The organism is Kamptonema sp. PCC 6506 (assembly GCF_000180455.1).
Classification (GTDB): Bacteria; Cyanobacteriota; Cyanobacteriia; order Cyanobacteriales; family Microcoleaceae; genus Kamptonema; species Kamptonema formosum.
In genome coordinates this window covers 22,610-42,822 of sequence record NZ_CACA01000373.1, presented here as the reverse complement: position 1 = coordinate 42,822, position 20,213 = coordinate 22,610, and the positions used below count along the sequence as shown (strand labels likewise).

Annotated in this window: 17 protein-coding genes; 8 read left to right on the top strand and 9 right to left on the bottom strand. The window is 43.7% G+C overall.

Annotation, left to right across the window (positions count from 1 at the left end):
• Positions 1–99: 99 nt before the first annotated feature.
• The 5 genes from sbcD to cysH form a co-directional block, all read right to left on the bottom strand.
• Positions 100–1,353, bottom strand: coding sequence for an exonuclease subunit SbcD (sbcD, locus tag OSCI_RS27270; RefSeq protein WP_007358475.1), 1,254 nt, complete (start codon positions 1,351–1,353; stop codon positions 100–102).
• Between the two features lie 165 nt (positions 1,354–1,518).
• A complete protein-coding gene (locus tag OSCI_RS27265; protein ID WP_007358474.1) occupies positions 1,519–2,097 on the bottom strand; it encodes a Uma2 family endonuclease in 579 nt (192 codons plus the stop codon).
• A 51-nt stretch (positions 2,098–2,148) separates the two neighbouring features.
• Positions 2,149–2,727: a Uma2 family endonuclease gene (locus tag OSCI_RS27260; protein WP_007358473.1), complete on the bottom strand. Its 579-nt coding sequence runs from the start codon at positions 2,725–2,727 to the stop codon at positions 2,149–2,151.
• A 73-nt stretch (positions 2,728–2,800) separates the two neighbouring features.
• The gene (locus OSCI_RS27255; RefSeq protein ID WP_007358472.1) at positions 2,801–4,078 is read right to left on the bottom strand and encodes an ATP-dependent DNA ligase; all 1,278 of its coding nucleotides are present in this window, start codon (positions 4,076–4,078) and stop codon (positions 2,801–2,803) included.
• 339 nt (positions 4,079–4,417) lie between these two features.
• On the bottom strand, positions 4,418–5,149 hold the full coding sequence (gene cysH / locus OSCI_RS27250) for a phosphoadenosine phosphosulfate reductase (RefSeq protein ID WP_007358470.1): 732 nt from the start codon (positions 5,147–5,149) through the stop codon (positions 4,418–4,420).
• A 92-nt stretch (positions 5,150–5,241) separates the two neighbouring features.
• On the opposite strand from cysH, the gene OSCI_RS27245 reads away from it, so the two are divergent.
• The 3 genes from OSCI_RS27245 (at position 5,242) to OSCI_RS27235 (ending at position 8,347) form a co-directional block, all read left to right on the top strand.
• Entirely contained in the window at positions 5,242–6,327 is a 1,086-nt protein-coding gene (locus OSCI_RS27245) for a tetratricopeptide repeat protein (RefSeq protein ID WP_007358469.1), read from the top strand.
• A 130-nt stretch (positions 6,328–6,457) separates the two neighbouring features.
• Positions 6,458–6,763 (top strand): glutaredoxin family protein, encoded by a 306-nt coding sequence (locus tag OSCI_RS27240; protein WP_007358468.1) that lies wholly within the window; start codon positions 6,458–6,460, stop codon positions 6,761–6,763.
• A 33-nt stretch (positions 6,764–6,796) separates the two neighbouring features.
• A complete protein-coding gene (locus OSCI_RS27235; protein ID WP_007358467.1) occupies positions 6,797–8,347 on the top strand; it encodes a UDP-N-acetylmuramoyl-L-alanyl-D-glutamate--2,6-diaminopimelate ligase in 1,551 nt (516 codons plus the stop codon).
• Positions 8,348–8,398: 51 nt separating this feature from the next.
• On the opposite strand, the gene OSCI_RS27230 is transcribed toward OSCI_RS27235, so the two are convergent.
• From OSCI_RS27230 to OSCI_RS30490, 3 genes are all read right to left on the bottom strand, one after another.
• Positions 8,399–9,175: a hypothetical protein gene (locus OSCI_RS27230; RefSeq protein ID WP_007358466.1), complete on the bottom strand. Its 777-nt coding sequence runs from the start codon at positions 9,173–9,175 to the stop codon at positions 8,399–8,401.
• A gap of 26 nt (positions 9,176–9,201) precedes the next feature.
• Positions 9,202–10,269, bottom strand: coding sequence for a hypothetical protein (locus tag OSCI_RS27225; RefSeq protein ID WP_007358465.1), 1,068 nt, complete (start codon positions 10,267–10,269; stop codon positions 9,202–9,204).
• Between the two features lie 450 nt (positions 10,270–10,719).
• The gene (locus tag OSCI_RS30490) at positions 10,720–10,935 is read right to left on the bottom strand and encodes a hypothetical protein (protein WP_007358464.1); all 216 of its coding nucleotides are present in this window, start codon (positions 10,933–10,935) and stop codon (positions 10,720–10,722) included.
• A 141-nt stretch (positions 10,936–11,076) separates the two neighbouring features.
• On the opposite strand from OSCI_RS30490, the gene OSCI_RS27220 reads away from it, so the two are divergent.
• The 4 genes from OSCI_RS27220 to OSCI_RS27205 all read left to right on the top strand — a co-directional run bounded on the left by OSCI_RS27220 (position 11,077) and on the right by OSCI_RS27205 (position 17,217).
• Entirely contained in the window at positions 11,077–11,442 is a 366-nt protein-coding gene (locus OSCI_RS27220) for a transposase (protein ID WP_007358463.1), read from the top strand.
• Between the two features lie 319 nt (positions 11,443–11,761).
• Positions 11,762–13,330, top strand: coding sequence for a C39 family peptidase (locus tag OSCI_RS27215; RefSeq protein ID WP_007358462.1), 1,569 nt, complete (start codon positions 11,762–11,764; stop codon positions 13,328–13,330).
• 94 nt (positions 13,331–13,424) lie between these two features.
• On the top strand, positions 13,425–14,246 hold the full coding sequence (locus OSCI_RS27210; RefSeq protein ID WP_007358461.1) for a C39 family peptidase: 822 nt from the start codon (positions 13,425–13,427) through the stop codon (positions 14,244–14,246).
• Between the two features lie 76 nt (positions 14,247–14,322).
• Complete coding sequence (locus OSCI_RS27205; protein WP_007358460.1) at positions 14,323–17,217, top strand: TIR domain-containing protein; 2,895 nt, start codon at positions 14,323–14,325, stop codon at positions 17,215–17,217.
• Here the strand turns inward: OSCI_RS27205 and OSCI_RS27200 are convergent.
• Entirely contained in the window at positions 17,214–17,678 is a 465-nt protein-coding gene (locus tag OSCI_RS27200) for an NUDIX hydrolase (protein WP_007358459.1), read from the bottom strand. The two genes, OSCI_RS27205 and OSCI_RS27200, sit on opposite strands and share 4 nt — an antisense overlap.
• 162 nt (positions 17,679–17,840) lie before the next feature.
• On the opposite strand from OSCI_RS27200, the gene OSCI_RS27195 reads away from it, so the two are divergent.
• Positions 17,841–20,138 (top strand): family 2 encapsulin nanocompartment cargo protein terpene cyclase, encoded by a 2,298-nt coding sequence (locus OSCI_RS27195; RefSeq protein WP_007358458.1) that lies wholly within the window; start codon positions 17,841–17,843, stop codon positions 20,136–20,138.
• The last annotated feature ends 75 nt before the right edge of the window (positions 20,139–20,213 follow it).

The window sequence follows — 20,213 nt, the reverse complement described above, 5'->3', positions numbered from 1 at the left end:
TGTGATCTTTCTCACCTCTCACTAGAACCTATTTATCAGCAGACTGAAGGGAAAACACTTAGGTCACTAGCTTTTAGGGAATCGATATTTTCAGGCTAATTATGTTCCTTTACTTAACTCCAGTATTGGTTCCTCTTCGCGATCGAGCAAGCTGTTGGCTGCCTCTAACATATTCTCTGCTATCTCTTTGAGGTCTTCCCGACTGTCTAGATAAGTTTTCAGTGCTTCCAAGGGGTCGATGCTGTTGCTGGAATCCAGCTCTGGCAAGCGAGGTCTAGCAAGTTGACTGAGCAATTCTGGTTGAATGGTGTAGCTGTGAGCTTCCTTCAAAGCGCTGTGCAGTTCTGCATTTTCGATAGTGTTTAATTGATCCGATCGCAACTGGTAAATTAACCGCACTACCGCGTCTTTAATCTCCTTTTTCTCAATTGCTTTGAGTATTTCTACTTGAGGATTTTGTGCTTGGGATACATCAACTTTAATGGTGCAAAAATCCCGTACTGGCAAAGGGCAAAATTCCCAAGTGGCCCTTCCACGCTCTAGTTCAACTAAGACAAAACCTTTGTCTTCTTTTTCTTCGCTAAAATCAACTCGTTCTATGCTACCGGGATAGATTACGGGAGGGTCGTTAGATTTGTTAAGATTCTGATGTTTGTGGACGTGACCGAGGGCTACATAGTCGAAACAGGGACGAGTCAGCATTGACAGGGGGATGTTAAAGCCTTTTCCAACGGCTAAAAAACGTTCAGCGCCGAGATTGGCTCGATCTGCCATCAAGTGAGCGAGTAATATGGTTGGTACTTCTGAGTCGAGGCGGCGGATTTCACCTTCGATCGCAACTCTAAGGCGATCGGCTAGTAATTTGTTAACATCGTCGAGGGAAAAACCTTCGGTTTCCGATCGCGCCATTAAGGTAGAACGGGTAAGCCAGGGAAGGGTTATAACTTGTACTGGGCCGTTGCGGGTTTGGATGCGATGGAGTTCTAGGCGATCGCCTACAATAAATCCTGGCACTCCCAAAGTGCGGTAAATTCCTAAACTCGCGCCTCCCTGTCCTTGGGAATGTTGGTCGTGATTTCCTACTAGCAATACTGTCGGAATTTGAGCCTCGACTAAGCGGCTAAATTGGCGGGCAAAAGCTTCTTTTACAAATGGCGGCGGCGTAGCGTCAGGGAAAGCATCTCCGCCAAATATAACCAAATCAACTGGCTCAGAAATTGCCCTATCCATACAGCGCCCTAGAGTGCTAGTAAAATCTTCCAGCCGCGTATTTAAACCCGTTTCTGGATTAGTTTTTCCATGAGATAACCCGCTTCCCATGTGGATGTCTGAGACGTGAAGAATTTTAATCATTATTTCGTTCTCCTGTAATTGTTAAGTAGAAGGAAGAAGGATTTAGTTATCTAGGAGAGAAGGAAGAAGGATTTACTTAGTAGTGTAGAACTTCCCCAAAAGTGTAACGCCGCCAACAGGCGCGGTGAGTTAACCGCTAAGATGGCGGCGTTACGTAAAATAATTTTATTCATTATCTATTCCCGGAATTTTGCGATAAATTTCGCTCATCGGGCAGCTAAAATTTACACTAGCTAAGTGTAACTCATCTCCCTGTTCATAAGTCTGAGAAACCCAAAGTCCCTCAGCATTGAGACGAAAACACTCGATCCTAACCTGAGATTGATTGACTAGCACATATTCCTGTAAGCTGGATAAATTTTGATAGTCTGCAAATTTCTCATTTCTGTCAAAAATTGCCGTTGATGGAGACAGCACTTCAATAATTAGAGAAGGATAGAGAATAAAATCTTCCGTAGAATCTGTATCTCTTTCATCGCAAGTCACCGCTACATCAGGATAGTAATAGCAATCAGCTTCTTCAATTCTGACTTTTGTATCTGCCATGAAAACCTGACAATTAGTATCTAGTAGATGAATCCTTAGCAGACTTGCTAAGCTCAGAGAAAGGAGTACATGAGGATTCTTAGCACCAGTCATCGCATAGACGTGCCCGCACCGATACTCATGTTTAATCGGACTTTGCCGCTCACCTTCTAGATAGTCTTTGGGGGAAATGTAGAATTTTTTTTGATTAGCAAACATTTGGCTAAAGCTCCATAATTATAATTTGTGTCGCTGCCTTTACTAGCAAGTTTAGTCGGGAATTACACCCGGAATTTTGCGATAAATTTCGCTCATCGGGCAGCTAAAATTTACACTAGCTAAGTGTAACTCATCTCCCTGTTCATAAGTCTGAGAAACCCAAATTCCCTCAGCATTGAGACGAAAACACTCGATCCTAACCTGAGATTGATTGACTAGCACATATTCCTGCAAGCTTGATAAATTTTGATAGTCTGCAAATTTCTCATTTCTGTCAAAAATTGCCGTTGATGGAGACAGCACCTCAATAATTAGGGAAGGATAGAGAATAAAATCTTCCGTAGAATTTGTATCCCTTTCATCGCAAGTCACCGCTACATCAGGATAGTAATAGCAATCAGCTTCTTCAATTCTGACTTTCGTATCTGCCATGAAAACAAGGCAGTTCGTATCATCAAGATGATTTTCTAACAAACTTACTAATTTAACAGAGAGGCGTACATGGGGGTTCTTAGCGCCCGTCATCGCATAGACGTGGCCGCGTCGATACTCATGTTTAATCGGACTTTGCCGTTCACCTTCTAGATAGTCTTCGGGGGAAATGTAGAATTTTTTTTGATTAGCAAACATTTAAATTTTCTCCGCTAATTTTACATTGACTACCGCCAGGATGACGGCGTTATGGATATTGTCACAAGCACATTTATGGACTAAACTCAAGAAATCGAGCGTGCCAAAGTAGTCCACTTTCTGTCAAGCCTTGCGATCGCACTTTTATTTTAACACCGTGAGGATTGGCAGCATAGCGTCGGGAAATTTCCTCCATTTCTTCCATGCTAAAACCAGTCCCAACCGTTCCCACAGGGACTAATTTACCCTCAATTTCTCGTGCAACTTCAATTGCACTAAATGGTCGCCCTGCAACTTTTGTATTAGTCAGCCCTACGATTAATAAATCGAGTTCAAGACAGTATTTAGTTCTCACCATTGGGAAGGTGCGGACATCTTTTCCTCCCACATAGCGGCAGTTATGCAAAATCCAGATTTCTCCTTCTCTGTTCTCTGTTTCCTGCTGGCGTGCCAGTAAAGCTTTCTCTTCTAAGGTGCGAAATGTCGGTACAATTTCAAATTCTTGGGAATTAGCAGCAAGCAATTCACCAATGACAACACCTGCTGCAATTCTGTCTGACTCTGTAACCTGAGTTAGGTCATTTCCCTTAAAGAAAAGAGATTTGAAAATGCCATAAACTACGTGCGGATGAATAGTAGGAAAACCACTTTCAATATTAACAGTTGCAGCCTGAGAACCTGTTCGATGTTCGCTGCCAGTAACGCTTTTATAATATAATTCCCCATCTAAAACAAACGATCCTAGTTTAGTTGCTGCTTCAAGCAATCTAATCTCAATTTCAATTGATGGCTGTTGTCGCAATCGAGTCGAACGGGATTGATAGTAAATTTTATCTTTGGTGGCAATTACAACTACTCGATTGCCATCGCGTTTTGGCTGACCCCAATAGTCAGAATTTTCTATATAATAAGAGCGTTCGCTGGGTGCATCTACTGCCTGCATTGTGACGATTCTTCCTGGTTGTAAATGTGGCGGTAATTCGGGTATAATATCAATATTATTGACAAATTTTGGTTGCGTGCTAGATTTAGGTTTTTTAGTAATTTCGGAAGCAGAACTATTTTCCCAATTAGAAACAAGCGCCTTTTGTCCTGTCTCCAACTCAAATGCTTTCTGCCAAAATCCAGCCGCTATCTCTGGGTATCCTTCTGATTCCGCACATAGTGCAAAACTAACAACTTTCGCAGTACCTATTCCGCGTCCATAATCAGCTAAATACTGCAAAGCACCTTGTTCTCCTAATAGGTGTAATCCTCTAGTAACGATGCGGTTGTTCCACCTTTCTCGAATATCAGCACTGATTTTCTTTGCGGCTTTTCGCTTTGATTCGATATATTCGATGTATTCCATAGTTTAATAAATTGAGCTTAAGCTTACTAGATGTGATGCGAACTTAACTCACTATATCCATACTTGATTCATTAGTCAAGTTAAATTCTATAGCAACCGCCAAGGCGTTTAATAAATTGTAAGGTGGGCGATCGCCTAGACTATCTTCTGCTATGAGTTATAGGCTTTTTGCGGCGATCGCCCACCCTACGTTTAATTATATCTGACTACTTATATCAAACTTTTTACAATAATGATGTTGGGTTTCACTTCATTCTACCCAACATCATTATTGTTGCGGAAAGTCCTTTGCGATTCGACGCGATCGCAAAGGACTTTTGACCAAAGATTAATCAAAGGTTAAATGTGAATACCGCATTCAGTTTTGCCAGTACCACGCCAGCGGCCAGCGCGTTCATCTTCGCCTTCTGCTACAGGCGTTGTAATCGGTTCATCGCCAATGCTGAGATAGCCTTGGTCGTGCAAAGGATTATAAATTACCCCATGTTCCATCACATAAGCCCAAGTTTCCTTGCGCGTCCAAGAGGCTATAGGATTAACTTTGAGGCGATTTAGGGAGTCAACTTCAAACACAGGCATATCCGCACGAGTAACAGCCTGATCCCGCCTGCGGCCGGTAATCCAGGCGACAGTATTCAATTCATTGAGACCCCGTTGCAGAGGTTCAATTTTAGTGAGATGGTGGAATTGTGCAATATCGCTGTCCCAAAGAGCTTCGCCATATTTAGCAGCAAAAGCTTCGCGGGAGTCCACATCTAGATTCTGGTAAATTTGGAGATTCAGGTTGTAGAGTGCTTTGGCCTTTGCGACTAACTCCAAAGTTTGGGGAAAGTGATGCAAAGTCTCTAAAAACATGACCGGTACTGGAACTTGTGGCTTAAGTTCGCGGTAGAGAATATCCGTGATTACCATGTCATCGACATTGAAGGCGCTAGTTTGCACTAATCCTGTGGGGATATTCTCAACACACCAAGCCAGAATTTCTCTGGGATGGGCTAAGTTAAACTTTTGGTTCAGTTCGTCTAGGTCAATGTTGGCAACTGAGATTGGAGATGCTGTAGATTGAGTCATTATGTTGAAATTTAATCAGTCTGTATTTCTACAATATCGGAACTGCGACCCGTTGGTTTAGTAGTAAGTGCGGTTAAAAGGCGAATAAAAAGATGAAAGTAAAAATTCTAGCCGTTAATTCGCGATCGCGCAGCAGCCGAGAGCAGGAAATATCCCCATGCGATCGGGGCACAGCCTTCGGGGAGATAATTTATGGTTGCTACCCAAGGACTTTCTGTCCGCAGGCTTCGCCTCTACGAGTATATTTGCTCAAACCACTACTGATAACAATTGCTCTGCTTGCTCCTCTGACACTCCCAGTTCCAGCTAATGCTGATAGTAAATTAGCGATCGCACCTCTGTTACCAAATCGTCAACTCGCGGGAGAATTTCAGCAAGCCGCACGCAAAGATATAGAATTGCTAGATGTTAATGACTACCGAAGACAGGCAGTTGAGAAGTTATCTAACGAAGACTTTCAAGGTGCCCTTAAGGATTTAAACGAAGTAATTAGGCTCGACCCAACTGATGCCTATGCTTATTTCTTGCGGGGTACAATCCGCTACATACTCAAAGATTATCAAGGAACGATTGAGGATTACAATCAGGTGCTCAAACTCGATCCCAATAATATCCTAGTCTATGGATTTCGGGGGGATCTCTACTCTCAATTGGGAGAATATCAGGCAGCAATTGAGGATTATAGTCAGGTAATTAAGCTCGATCCGAACAATTCTAGCGTTTACTTGAACCGAGGCCTGATTCGCGACACCATCAAAGATTATCAGGGAGCAATTGAGGATTACAACCAGTTGCTTAAGCTCGATCCGAACAATTCTATGGCTTACAACAATCGATGCTACACTCGGGCTCGTGGACTGGGAGATTACCAAGGAGCGATCGCAGATTGCAACGAGTCAATTCGTCTCGATCCTGAAAATGCTTATGCCTACGCCAGTCGGTGCTATACTCGCGCTGGGCTGGGAGACACAAAAGCCATTGAGGATTGCGATCGCGCCCTAGAACTCAATTCTGAGTATGCTGGGGGCTATGAAGACAGAGCCCTTGCTCGTTCTATTCTAGAAGACAAATCGGGAGCGATCGCTGATTTGAAACAAGCCGCAAAACTCTACAAGGAACAAGAGAAAATGTTTGATTACAAACGAGTCCAAGAAATACTTAAACAGCTTCAACGTTAGTTTGATATCCCATCGATCGTTTGGCGATTGAAATCGCTACTACAAAAACGAAGTCCGCCTACGCGGACTAAACAATAAAGGGGTATTTAAGCTTGATTTGGTATAACTCAATCCTTTCTCCTTCCTTCTTATGCGATTAATTTTGTACAACAAACCTGGTTGCCATTTATGCGAAGGGTTGCAAGAAAAACTAGAACAGATTAAAAATCTGAAATTTGAACTAGAAATTCGGGATATCACTACGCGCGAAGATTGGTTTCAAGCTTACCAGTACGAAGTCCCACTCCTGTTTAAAGTTCAGCCTTCGCATACACATTCCACAGGCGACGCTGCATCTAGCCCAGAACAACTGTTACCCCGGCTTTCCCCCCGTTGCAGTGTCGCGCAATTGGAACAAATGTTACAGAAATATTTACAGATTCCCGATGCAGAATAAACGCAACATCCAGATGTGAGGAGTTTTTGACTTATGAAACTTAAAGAATTATTAGCAACAATTCCAAATATTTCCCTTTCTATCTCTCACCCCGCCCTCGACTCCCAGGTAAAGGGTTTGGCGACTAATTCCCATGCTTGTCAACCGGGAGATTTATTTTTAGGAATGCCAGGGACGCGGGTAGACGGAGGAGATTTTTGGCAAGGTGCGATCGCTTCTGGTGCGATCGCCGCCCTAGTTTCCACTCAAGCAGCAGAGAAAGCTCTTGAGCAGGGGAGCGGGGGAGCAGGGGAGCGGGGGAGCGGGGGAGCAGGGGAGCGGGGGAGCGAGGGGGAGGTTCCTTGTATTATCCCCGTCGTTGATATGACACAAGCTTGCGCCCACATCGCTACTGCTTTTTATGGCTACCCTGGAAATCAGCTCAAACTTGTTGGCGTTACGGGTACTAACGGCAAAACTACGACTACTCATTTAATCGAATTTTTGCTTAGCAAAGCTGAGTTACCGACTGCACTTTTCGGCACGCTTTACACCCGTTGGCCGGGATTTCAAGAAACAGCAATTCACACGACTCCCTTTGCAGTTGAACTGCAAAAACAGCTAGCAGCAGCAGTAGAAGCTGGCTCTAAGTTTGGGATTATGGAAGTTAGTTCTCACGCTTTAGCACAAAGTCGAGTGCTTGGTTGTCCCTTCGAGGTTGCGGTGTTTACGAATTTAACTCAAGATCACCTTGATTATCACCGCGACATGGAGGATTACTTTAATGCTAAAGCGCTTTTGTTTAGTTCCAATTATCTCAAAGGTCGCGCTATTGTCAACGCTGATGATGCCTACGGGCGGCGGATTATTGACAGCTTAAATTCTGAGCAAGTTTGGAGTTACAGCACTAACGATAGTAAAGCAGATTTATGGGCTTCTGACTTAAAATATGAGCCTAATGGTGTGAAAGGAATACTGCATACTCCCAAAGGTGAAGCTGATTTTTACTTGCCATTGGTAGGTCAGTATAACTTATCAAATTTGCTGGCTGCTGTTGGCGCGGGATTGCATTTAGGTTTAGAATTGAGCGCAATTGTACTCAATTTACCAGAATTTCCCGGAGTACCGGGGCGGGTAGAAAAGGTGCAAATTAGCCCCGTTCAAGATATTAGCGTGATTGTGGATTATGCCCATACTCCCGACAGCTTAGAAAACTTGCTAAAAGCGTCGCGGCCGTTTATTCCGGGGCGGATGATTTGCGTGTTTGGATGCGGTGGCGATCGCGATCGTACCAAGCGCCCGAAAATGGGTAAAATCGTGGCAGAATTGGCAGATGTAACTGTTGTCACCTCTGACAATCCCCGCACTGAAGACCCAGAGCGAATTTTGCAAGACGTTTTAACAGGAATAGCCCCTGAAGTTAAGCCGCTAGTTATTGGCGATCGCGCTCAAGCAATTCGCACAGCTATTCTCGAAGCCAAACCTGGAGATGGCGTATTAATTGCAGGAAAAGGTCACGAAGATTATCAAATTCTGGGCACTGAAAAAATCCACTTCGACGACAGAGAACAGGCGAGATTAGCCCTAAATGAAAGAATGAAATAATATTTTGACTCAAAGGCAAAGATTATATCATAATCTTTGCCTTTGAGTCAATTAATTATTAACCATTTTTTCTGCGGAAGTAATCGTGCAAAATCGGCAAACAGAACCCAAGAATTCTACTAATTTGTAATTAGCTACAAACATATAGCGATCGCGCCGCCAAATAGGAGAAGCCGGTTCTTGCGACCAACGATATCCGCGATAATTATATTGCCAAAGTTGCCTATCCCTTTCTAGACGAAGCATCAGCTCATTGAGTATATCATCATCCCAAAGTGCTGTAATTTCCTTACCTACAACCTCTCCAGCAGAACGGTTATTAGACAGCAAAGCCGCGCGATTTGCAAACAAAACCTTTTGGTCAGACATCTGGGTAATGTAAATCGGATTCTGGTGTCGATAGAGATCGTTCAAATCCAAATCTAGCTCGGAAGTTGCAATATTTGACATAGGCTGATTGTGACTACTTGTCATAAAACAATCCTTCACTAACTTTTCAGCATTAAGTTTGGGTATGAACTGCTGTCCAGCACATACAATTTCCAACTTGGGGATAAATCCCAGTTTCATAGTTTCCTTGAGCCCATAGATAGCTAAAGAAATCACTTTAGACATTTTGAAAATACGGGCGGCTACAATTGCCGAAGGACAATCAAAGCGCAAAGTTCTAGTATTAGTTATCAATTCGATATTCACCCCTTCTAAGACCTGATGGCTGGCAGTAGGAAGAAATTTACAGAGCAGAGAACCTACTAAATAATTAGAAGTTGCCTGAAATTCTCTTTCTAGTTGCAGTTCCTCACTGTTGTCACTTTGATATTCCCGCATAGAACACCCTGATATTTAATCTAACTTCAATCCAAACGCTTTCCATTTACCTCGCAATCGATCTCACCATGTCCTAAATGGTGAGTATGGTTCTCAGGAGAAATATGAGGTTCGATTTCCTCTGAGGAAGCTGATGACGAAATCCCATCCCGCAGTGCAATCAGTTCTTCGTGTTCGTAAAGACTTCCATCTGGTTTTTTGATGAAAATCCCCATCCACAAAAGTTCTCGATCGTCGGGTAATAATTTGCCCCTGACAATAGGAGAAATTCGGCTCGGATATAAGCCAGCTTCTCTTCCTTCCCTTAGCAGCCGCTCCTCAAATTGTTCATAGCTTAAACCCTGCTCAATTCTATATTGTTCCATTAAAAGGTAAAAAGGATTGTTTTGATATTTTTTCATTTCAAGTAAACCTAGCTCCTGAAGTTTGAAAAATATCAGGTCACGGAGCCGATTATCCACCTGCACCAATTTTTCCAACGGCAAATTTTCGGCAAGTTCAAAAATAATTTTGGCTACAGTTTCCCGATCGATCGGGTTTACTTGAAACCTTTGCAAATCCTTGGCACTACCCCCCCTAAGATTGAGCTGATTAACGTCAAAAGGCATCAGTGTTGTTTCTTGTTGCTTCCTACCAGATATTCCTCCCCTATTTTGCTCAGGCAAGTTTGCAGACAGTCCGCTTTTGGGCAGCCGCGACACCAAATCCCCTGCTTGTTCACCAGTATCTTTCAAAACCTGAATTAGTTCAGTTAAGGTAAGCTCCTGCAACCAGGCTCGGAATTTGGGGAACGTAATTACAGCTCTGGATCTCGGCAATAAACCCTCTAGGGCAGTTCCTTCAATTAAATCTGTTAGTTCATAATCTCCACGCAAATAGCGCTCTATTAATTCAGGAGTGAAACCAGACAACTCCGACAATTTAGGGAGAAGAAATTCCCACATTTCATCGCTGGGAAAAGCTCTAGCTGTTTCCCAAGCACTGTAAGTTGGCAATTTGATCTCTAAGCGAACCGCGAACTTCTTAACACCGTCGTTACCGCGAATGTACTTCAGGAGTTCGGAAAATCTTTGCTTTTTTTCTTGTGATATCACTTTGCCGACACTCCTAAATGAGTATGGTTTAAGTCTGCACGCCGGAGTTGGAGTACAGAGTCTCATCACCATTATCCTAATTTGCGGCGATGTACTGCGCGAGTTATAGCCGAAGGAGAAGGATTTAGTTATCTAGGAGAGAAGGAAGAAGGATTTTAGCGATCTAGGAGAGAAGGAAGAAGGATTTTAGTTATAGCAACCGCTAGCATTAGTGGACTTTTTTAATTGCTATAACTTTTACTTTTCTTCTATTTTCTTCTCTTTCCCTAGCAAGAAAGCCCTAGTCTCTAGCCCCTAACTGACAAAAGCGGTTGCTATCAGTAGCCATAGGCGATCGCACTTTAGATGAGGGGTATTTCCCCCCAGGTAACTCACCCGCTTTTCTCGACCTGTTTTAACAAAATGGTTCACCTCTGTTATTGACACAGCAGAAAAATGGTTGTACGTTATTTAAACATACAAATAACATATTATGCTATTTGTATGTCTCAAAGTAGGGCAACACCCCACACACAAAATCAATTTGGAGGTTGATTCATAAAAACGCGCGATCGCAGTGCCGCCCTCGACACTCGAACCCGGACAACCTTGATGCCATAAGTGTTGAATGTAGTTTAGTTCAGTAGAACTGCCGTGCAAAGCGATCGCACTTCGATCTGTCTGCATTTAAACACCCAAACTATTAGCAAGAGTAAAAACTACTCTTCACAAATTTGAGATTTTGGATGCAATTCAAAATCACGGATTTTTGCATCCAAAATCGGATTAACTTATTTTCCCGACTTCAGCGAGACGGCTAAATTTTTTATGCCAGAAATAAAACGATGTTCCGATCTCGAAGAAATTCGCTGGGGCGGTAAACCGCAATGTCCCTACTGCGGTTCCACCAATTCTACCCCCATTAAAAAAGAACTTCGATACCACTGTAATTCTTGCTTTACTTCCTACAGCGTTACCGTTGGCACCCTATTTCATAAAACTCACATCGATCTCCAAAAGTGGTATCAAGCTATTCAACTTGTCTTGACAACAGGAAATATCAGCGTTCGCAAATTAGCCCAGGAGATAGAAGTCAACAAAAATACAGCTTCCTATATGCTAGTACGGATTCGCAAAGCCATGATCGAAGAACAAGACCTCCTGTATTCTCTCGTAGGAATTAATAAAACTTAAGCATCTAAATATAGGAGTTTACTGTTCCAATACTTAAATCCTCCAACAAAAAGCAAGCAGATTTTTTTACTGTCCTAGTTAGCGGTAGTGACGTAACCATCTAACAATGAGTAGCATAAAAACTGCAATAGAAATATCTATCAGGAGGAATATAGGCAAAGCAAGATAGATAAAATTTTCCAAGTAGCTCTTGCCCCGGAAAATTAACACCAATTCAAGGCACAGGATCGCTTTCCCAGACTAAGCTTCCTCAGCCTCGATTTGTAGCATCAAACTAGCAGAAAACAGAAATCAATCCATTCAATAGGGATCGAATCAAATGTCTATTTCATTAATCAATGTTGCTAAATACTATAAAGGTAAACCTCACCAAACTAAAGCACTAGAGCGACTGCAAGAGCAAATTCTAGCCGTCCGGCCAGACTTGCTACAAGAGAACTCAGACTTCATCAAAGCCTGGAGGACACCTCTACCGGGCCAAGAACAAAAAGCGATCGCAGCCACCACCACCAAAAGCGGCGGTACAGTTAAACTGAACGTTCCTTACCTCAGCCAACTTGACAACGAAAACAATCCCTACGGGTCTTGTAACGTCACTTGTGTAGCAATGTGCATGGCCTACTTCGGTCATCCTTTAATGAATCCGAAAACAGGGGAACAGTTAGAAGACGAATTATACCGCTACTGTATCGACAACGGTCTCTCCCGGCATTCCCCCCAGGACTTAGACAAACTCATGACCATCTACGGCTATGAAGACGACTTTCAAGAAGCGGCAAAGTGGGGAGATGTCAAAAAGTGGTTAGAGTCTGGGAAACCTTGCATAGTACATGGATGGTTTACCCGTTCTGGACACATCATCCAAATTCGGGGTTACAACGAGAAAGGCTGGATCGTCAACGATCCTTATGGACAATGGTATAGCAGTGGTTACGACACCAGCGTTAGCGGTGCTGGCTTAACCTACTCTTATGAAATGATGAAGGATGTCTGCGGCACAGACGGCGATTTGTGGATTCACTATGTTTCTGGCAAAATCGGGCAAAACACCAGCAAACCAGGTCAACCAGCCACGCCCAAATCGGGAATGACGCTACAAGACATTTTGAAGAGTGGTCAGCCAGTTGCTATAGAAGAAGCAGCTAAAGAAGCAGCTTTAATTAAACAAATTCAAATCCGACTGCGATCGCTAAAAATACCAGTAGGCCAAGCCGATGGCAAATGTGGAGAAGCAACAAAAGCCGCGATCGCCCGCTTTAACAAAGCCTTCAAAGCTCCCGAAGATCAAATCACCCCCGCCGCTGCCAAACAACTGATTCAAGCGCCAACAGTACCAGGCTTTGACCCCTTACTGGAGATGATTTCCCCAGCACTCACTTCCGTTATTCTCAATTGCCCACTTAAAGATGCTCAAACCTATCTACCGGGAGTAATGAAAGGACTCCACGCCAAAGGCATCCTTACCAAAGCTACGTTAATTGCTGCCCTCGCTACCATCGGCGTAGAAACCGCAGGTTTCCAGCCGATTAACGAATGGGGTGACGACGATTATTTCACTGATATGTATGAAGGTCGCGATGATTTGGGTAATACCCAATCTGGTGATGGAGTGCGTTATCACGGGCGTGGTTTCATCCAAATTACCGGTCGGGCGAATTATAAATCCTACGGCAAAAAATTGGGTGTGAAATTAGAAGAAAACCCAGAATTAGCTTTAGATCCTGACATTGCCGCCAAAATTCTGATCGAATATTTTTGGGATCGCGAGGTAGATAAAGCAGCCCAAGAAGCTGACTGGAAAGGAGTCCGGCAGTTAGTAAATGGTGGTCTCAATGGTTGGGATCATTTTTGGCCAGTAGTCCAACATCTACAAGCCAGTCTTTGTTAATTACAAATTATCCAAATTCTCGCCAACAGTTAACCGCTAACAGTTAACAGTTAACCTTCACCACTCAAAAATTATCAATCAGAGGTGCATTCAGATGACTATTTCTTTAGTTAACATCGCTAAATACTACAAAGGCGAACCAAATCAAGAGAAAGCTCTCAAGATTCTCCAAGCAGAATTAGACAGAACTCACCCCCATCTTTTGAGAGAAGATGCCGAATTTGTAAAAATCTGGAAAAGCCCTGAAGAACAGCAAGCAACTGGGGCAATTGTAACAACAACCACCGCAGTAATGACCACAACAGGCGGTGAAATAAGCGTAGCAACGGGAACCGCCGTAGCTAACGGCGGTGCGCTTGCAGTCACAGCAACAGCAACAGTTGTAAAAACAACCGGAAACCCCTCTAGCGTTCAATTACCCATTCCCTACTTTAGTCAACTCAACAACGAACAAAACCCTCACGGATCTTGTAACGTCACTAGCGTTGCCATGTGCCTAGTGTATTTTGGGCATCAAGGTTTAAGTCCCAGTGGCGAACAGTTGGAAGATGAATTATACCGCTATTGCAGTGACAATGGACTATCGCGACATTCCCCCACTGACTTAGCTAAATTGATTGAAATTTACGGTTATAAAGATGACTTTCAACCTGATGCTAAATGGGGAGATGTTAAAAAGTGGTTGGCAGCAGGAAATCCTTGTATTGCTCATGGTTGGTTCACTCGTTCTGGACACATTATCACAATTGTTGGATACAACGACAAAGGGTGGATTGTCAACGATCCCTATGGCGAATGGTATGAGTGGGGATACGAAACAAGTGTTAGTGGTAAAGGATTAACTTACACCTACGGAATGATGAAACAGGTCTGTGGTTCTGATGGAGATTTATGGATTCACTATGTTTCTAAGTAAGAGTTAACAGTTAACAGTTAACAGTTAACTGTTAACTGTTAACTATTAGTTTTTAGTAGTTTCAGGGTTTTGTTTAATGAAAGAAGCATTTATTTCCTACTCCCGTAAGGATCTGGAGTTTGTCCAAAAACTTTTCGACAGTTTTTGCCAAGAACAAAGAGAGGTCTGGTTTGACCAGAAAAATATTCCGCTAACAGCAGATTGGCGAAAGGAAATGTATATAGGCATTGAAGAATCGCAGAATTTTGTTTTTATTATCAGTCCCGATTCTGTAACCTCTAAACCTTGTTTAGAAGAGATAGAACACGCTGTACTGCATAATAAACGGTTGCTGCCGATAATGTATCGAAAGACTCCTTCTTCAACTGTACATCCAGCCATACGTTCCCTCAATTTTATTCCCTTTCCTGAAGACTGCGATTTTGATGCCCATTTTAAAACTCTAATAGCAGCAATCGATACCGATCTTACCCATGTCAAAGCTCATACTAGACTGCAACTCAGAGCAATTGAGTGGGACAAGAAAAACCGAGATGTAAGTTTCTTATTGCGAGGAAGCGATTTAAGAGAAGCTGAAAGCTGGATTGAAGAAAGCACGAATAAAGAACCCAAACCAACACCCCTACATACCCAGTATTTAATCGCTAGCGGTCAAGGCGAAATCAAGCGCCAAAGGGCAACAATTGGAGCAGTAGGTGTTGGCTTAGTTGCCTGTGTCGTATTAGCAGCAGTAGCACTAGGACAGCGTGAAGAAGCTATTCACCAGCGAAACTTTGCCAGAGAACAGGAAATTCAAGCTCTTACTTCCTTATCTCAAGCCAAGCTACTGACAGAGGATCAGCTAGATGCGATGACTGCAAGTATCAAAGCAGCTAAACAATTACAAAAGACCAAAAATGCCTCAGAAAAGCTTCAGAATTTGACTAGAGATGGTCTACGTCAAGCGGTTTTTAAAGTACAAGAAAAAAACCGCTTTGAGGGACACACTGCCGAAGTTAACAGCCTAAGTTTTTCCCCCGATGGCAATCTGATTGCATCGGCAAGTCACGACAGAAGTATAAAAATCTGGAAGCGTGACGGCACTTTAGTTGCTACACTTCCCCACGCACAAGCCGTGCGGAGCGTGAATTTCTCGCACGATGGTCAATTAATAGCCTCTGCCAGTTTTGACAAGACTGTTAAACTATGGAAAATAGACGGTACTTTAGTTGCTACTCTTCAGCACAAAGAACCTGTTCGCGGTGTTGCCTTCAGTCCCGGTGACAAAATAATTGTGAGTGGTACTACCAATGGATACCTATTAATGTGGAGTTTAAAGGGCGAATTACTTAAAACTATAGCCGCCCACACTCGTGATATCAATAGCGTAACTTTCAGTCCCGATGGTCAATTAATTGCTACAGCTAGCAGCGATAAAACTGTTAAACTTTGGACATTGGAAGGTGAACTTATACAAACTCTTTCTGGTCATAGAGATAGAGTTTGGGAAGTGAATTTTTCCCCAGATAGCCAGACAATAGCTACTGCTGCTGCTGACAATAATATCAAGCTTTGGAAAAACGAAAATCCGATTCAAATTAGGCAGGAAGAAATTAAAGAATCTTATTTAATAGGAGATGCTTCCTCCACAGTTCCCCATTATTTACCGTACATAACTCTCCAGGCTCATACAAACTGGGTGCGGAGCGTAAGTTTTTCTCCAGACGGTCAAACTATAGCTTCATCTAGTTACGATAAAACTATTAAACTATGGAACATTAGCGGCGTTTTAATCAGAACTTTCCAGGGCAGTAATGGCGGTATTAAAAGCATTAGATTCTCGCCCGATGGCAGCACAATTGCTTCTGGTAGCACCGACGGTATTATTAAACTTCGGAGTATCCAAGGTACGTTAGTCGAAGTTCTTCAAGGGCATCGATCTGGGATCAAAGGTGTGAGATTCAGCCCCAATGGTAAACTGATAGCTTCAGTTGGCGTAGATGATACTATAAAATTTTGGAGTTCTACGGGTTCTTTGCTCAGAAATCTTAACTATGGGGCGGGACTTACCAATGTAAACTTTAGCCCGGACGGTAAAACGATCGCTACGCCGAGCTATGATAATACGGTGCAGCTTTGGAATCTGAATGAGGCCTTAAAAAATCCTCTGGCTGTCCCTTTCATGCAATTTGTAGGACACACTTCTACTGTTAACAATATCAGTATTTCTCCTGATGGGAAACTTATGGCATCAGCGAGCGCAGATGGTACTGTGAAATTGTGGAGCCTGAAAGATGGAACTATGTTAAAAAGCATGGATGACCATCTTCCTGAAGCTACAGACGTGACTTTCACAAAGGACAGTAAAAAATTAGTGACTGTGGGCAGTGATGGTAACGTTAACCTTTGGGATATAGAAGGTAATTTATTGCAAAAATTCCGGGCTCATAGCGAGTGGATCAATGCTCTCATGTTCAATTCAAAGCGCAATATGTTGGCTACCTCTGCTGGCGATAAACTTGTAAAATTGTGGCAATTGAATGCTAAAGGATTGTTTGAAACTACGCCTTACAAAACTCTTGAAGGAAGTAAGGATTGGGTTTTTGATGTGGCTTTTGGGGACTCTGACCAACTTATTGCCGCAGGCAGTAAAGATGGTACTGTTAGAATTTGGAACTTAGATGGTAAGCTGGTGACAACTCTTGATGAGCATCGGGATTGGGTGCTAGCAGTAGCTTTTAGCCCGGATGGTCAAAAACTAGCATCGGCTTCTGCTGATAAAACGGTGATTCTCTGGACTTTGGAAAGTCTTCGACAACTGGAAGTTGCGGAGCGTTCAACTGATATTAATAGTCTACTGGTGCGCGGCTGCGATTCGCTACGCGACTATCTCAAGACTAATCCCAAAATTGAGGAACACGATCGCACTCTGTGTGATGGTATTAAAAAGACAAAAGAGCAAGAGGCTTTAGGATTAGTCCCCAAAAATTAACCTTTGTGCTTAAGTGCTAAGCTAAAAAGTTGTGGATTTTTTTCGATAAAATCTAACAGGATACGCTGGTGAGGCTTCCCAAGCGATCGCACCATCCCAGCGTTTTCTGAATAACGGCTACCTACCCTAATTTCGTCAGGCGTTAACAATGCCATATCCCACCCTTCTTTTAACACCAAATCCTTGACATCTACACTAAGTTGTGCATAGAAAACATGGCGGATAACAGTTACATCTGTGTAGCAGCCAAACTTGTAAACAGAAAGGACATCATAACCTATTTCCTCTTGTAATTCCCGTTTTAGAGCAATTTCCGGGGTTTCTCCTGGTTCAATATGTCCGCCAAATAGAGCCCAGCATCCAGGGTAAGCAATTCCGGGAATATCATCTCGTAACTGCGACAGAAGTTTGCCATCCCTGTACAAAATCGCGATCGCAACTTCAACTTGATTCTTTGTCATTAGTTACTTCTTAATTAGTTCTTAATTTAAGCCACATTTGCTATAGCATTCCCCCAGCATTAAAAAATGTAACAGATAACATATTTTTGACAATACTATAGTTAACTATGGTTGAGCCCAAAAACAGCAACGACGACCCGATAGAAGGTTACGTGCAGATTTATGCAACCCTTTAAACTGCCGGATTTTTATATGCCTTGGCCGGCGCGGCTGAACCCAAACTTAGAAGCGGCGCGAGTACATTCTAAGGCCTGGGCCTACGAGATGGGGATACTTGCTTCAGAAGAAGAATCTCAAGACGAACCTATTTGGGACGAACGTACATTCGATGCCCACGACTATGCCTTGCTTTGCTCCTACACCCATCCAGATGCACCGGGCGCAGAACTTGACTTAGTAACCGATTGGTATGTTTGGGTATTCTTCTTCGACGATCACTTCCTTGAAATTTATAAACGTACCCAAGACATGACTGGGGCAAAGGAGTATCTCCACCGACTGCCCGCATTTATGCCGATACACCCCACCGATACCCCTTCCTTACCCACCAATCCAGTAGAGCGCGGCTTAGCTGACCTGTGGTCTCGCACCGCCTTTACTAAGTCTGTGGACTGGCGGCTGCGGTTCTTCGAGAGTACCAAAAACCTTCTGGAAGAGTCTCTGTGGGAACTCGCCAATATCAACCAAAATCGGGTCGCCAATCCCATTGAGTACATCGAGATGCGGCGCAAAGTTGGCGGCGCACCTTGGTCAGCGGATCTCGTCGAACACGCCGCCTTTGTAGAGGTTCCGGCCCAAATTGCTGCAACTCGCCCCATGCGGGTACTCAAAGACACATTTGCCGATGGAGTTCACCTTCGCAACGATATTTTTTCCTACCAGAGAGAAGTCGAAGATGAAGGCGAGAACGCCAACTGTATTTTGGTTTTAGAGCGCTTCTTGAATGTGAGCACCCAAGAAGCAGCTAACCTCACCAACGAACTGCTCACCTCGCGGCTATACCAGTTCGATAACACTGCGGTTACTGAATTGCCTCCCCTGTTTGAGGAGCACGGACTAGACCCAGCGGCTCGTGTGAGCGTTCTCCTTTACATCAAAGGACTTCAAGACTGGCAATCGGGCGGTCACGAGTGGCACATGAGGTCTAGCCGCTACATGAACAAAGAAGCGGACAATTCTCAGAAACCGCCGCTATTTCCGGGCGGGCCCACTGGGCTAGGCACATCGGCTGCGCGGATTGAATCGTTATACACCACCTTGGGTTTGGGAAGGTTCAAGAGCTTTACTCACGTTCCATACCAGGCTGTAGGGCCAGTGAAACTGCCCAAGTTTTATATGCCGTTCTCTACCAGCTTGAATCCCAATCTGGATGCTGCGCGGAAGCATTCTAAGGAATGGGCGCGGCAAATGGGGATGCTAGAATCCCTACCGGGCATTCCTGATGCCTTTATCTGGAATGACCACAAGTTCGATGTTGCCGATGTTGCCCTATGCGGTGCATTGATCCATCCTCATGGGTCTGAACATGAGCTAAATCTAAGTGCGTGCTGGCTGGTATGGGGAACCTATGCCGATGATTACTTCCCAGCACTCTACGGGAATAACCGCGACATGGTTGGTGCGAAAGTGTTTAACGCCCGACTGTCAGCGTTTATGCCTCTCGATGACTCCACACCCCCGGCTGTACCGACTAATCCCGTCGAACGGGGCTTGGCAGATATTTGGTCTCGCACTGCTGGCCCGATGTCCTCTAACGCCCGGACTCAGTTCCGCCGCGCGATTCAGGACATGACTGATAGTTGGGTGTGGGAACTGGCCAACCAAATTCAAAATCGGATTCCTGACCCGATAGATTATATCGAAATGCGTCGGAAGACCTTTGGCTCGGATTTGACAATGAGCCTGTCTCGACTATCTCAGGGTAGCGAGATTCCGATGGAGATTTACTACAGTAGGTCAATGCGATCGCTAGAAAATTCTGCCGCCGATTTTGCCTGTTTTACTAACGATATCTTCTCCTACCAGAAAGAAATCGAATTCGAGGGCGAAATCCATAACATCGTACTGGTGGTGCAGAATTTCCTCAACTGCGATCTACCCCAAGCTGTCGAGATTGTTAACAATTTGATGACGGCGAGGGCACAACAGTATCAACACATTGTTGATACTGAATTGCCTGCCCTATTAGACGATTTCAATCTGGATGAAAGTACCCGCGAGAAATTGCTGGGATACGTTAAGAAACTAGAAAATTGGATGTGCGGCGTACTCAAATGGCATATAACGGTAGACCGTTATAAAGAATTTGAATTGCGTAATAGTGCTTCTCCAATTGTGCGGCTGCTCAACGGCCCCACAGGATTTGGCACCTCGGCTGCACGGCTTACATCCTTAGTTGGTGCCAGCAGTTTTTCTGGTAAGATGCCATTGAATAATTCCGATCGTTTTGTAGGAAAATAAGTTTTTATGTTGTGGGTTCTTTTGTCTGCAATCGGTTAAGTAAAACCGATTTAATTTTGTTAGTAACTAGAAAAT

Excerpts from the sequence above, each read along its gene's own strand:
- OSCI_RS27245 (WP_007358469.1), top strand. The coding sequence starts at position 5,242 with ATGAAAGTAAAAATTCTAGCCGTTAATTCGCGATCGCGCAGCAGCCGA.
- OSCI_RS27215 (WP_007358462.1), top strand. The coding sequence starts at position 11,762 with ATGTCTATTTCATTAATCAATGTTGCTAAATACTATAAAGGTAAACCT.
- OSCI_RS27200 (WP_007358459.1), bottom strand. The coding sequence starts at position 17,678 with ATGACAAAGAATCAAGTTGAAGTTGCGATCGCGATTTTGTACAGGGAT.
- OSCI_RS27230 (WP_007358466.1), bottom strand. The coding sequence starts at position 9,175 with ATGCGGGAATATCAAAGTGACAACAGTGAGGAACTGCAACTAGAAAGA.
- OSCI_RS30490 (WP_007358464.1), bottom strand. The coding sequence starts at position 10,935 with ATGCAGACAGATCGAAGTGCGATCGCTTTGCACGGCAGTTCTACTGAA.
- OSCI_RS27265 (WP_007358474.1), bottom strand. The coding sequence starts at position 2,097 with ATGTTTGCTAATCAAAAAAAATTCTACATTTCCCCCAAAGACTATCTA.
- OSCI_RS27255 (WP_007358472.1), bottom strand. The coding sequence starts at position 4,078 with ATGGAATACATCGAATATATCGAATCAAAGCGAAAAGCCGCAAAGAAA.
- sbcD (WP_007358475.1), bottom strand. The coding sequence starts at position 1,353 with ATGATTAAAATTCTTCACGTCTCAGACATCCACATGGGAAGCGGGTTA.
- OSCI_RS27220 (WP_007358463.1), top strand. The coding sequence starts at position 11,077 with ATGCCAGAAATAAAACGATGTTCCGATCTCGAAGAAATTCGCTGGGGC.
- OSCI_RS27205 (WP_007358460.1), top strand. The coding sequence starts at position 14,323 with ATGAAAGAAGCATTTATTTCCTACTCCCGTAAGGATCTGGAGTTTGTC.
- OSCI_RS27195 (WP_007358458.1), top strand. The coding sequence starts at position 17,841 with ATGCAACCCTTTAAACTGCCGGATTTTTATATGCCTTGGCCGGCGCGG.
- OSCI_RS27210 (WP_007358461.1), top strand. The coding sequence starts at position 13,425 with ATGACTATTTCTTTAGTTAACATCGCTAAATACTACAAAGGCGAACCA.
- cysH (WP_007358470.1), bottom strand. The coding sequence starts at position 5,149 with ATGACTCAATCTACAGCATCTCCAATCTCAGTTGCCAACATTGACCTA.
- OSCI_RS27260 (WP_007358473.1), bottom strand. The coding sequence starts at position 2,727 with ATGTTTGCTAATCAAAAAAAATTCTACATTTCCCCCGAAGACTATCTA.
- OSCI_RS27240 (WP_007358468.1), top strand. The coding sequence starts at position 6,458 with ATGCGATTAATTTTGTACAACAAACCTGGTTGCCATTTATGCGAAGGG.
- OSCI_RS27235 (WP_007358467.1), top strand. The coding sequence starts at position 6,797 with ATGAAACTTAAAGAATTATTAGCAACAATTCCAAATATTTCCCTTTCT.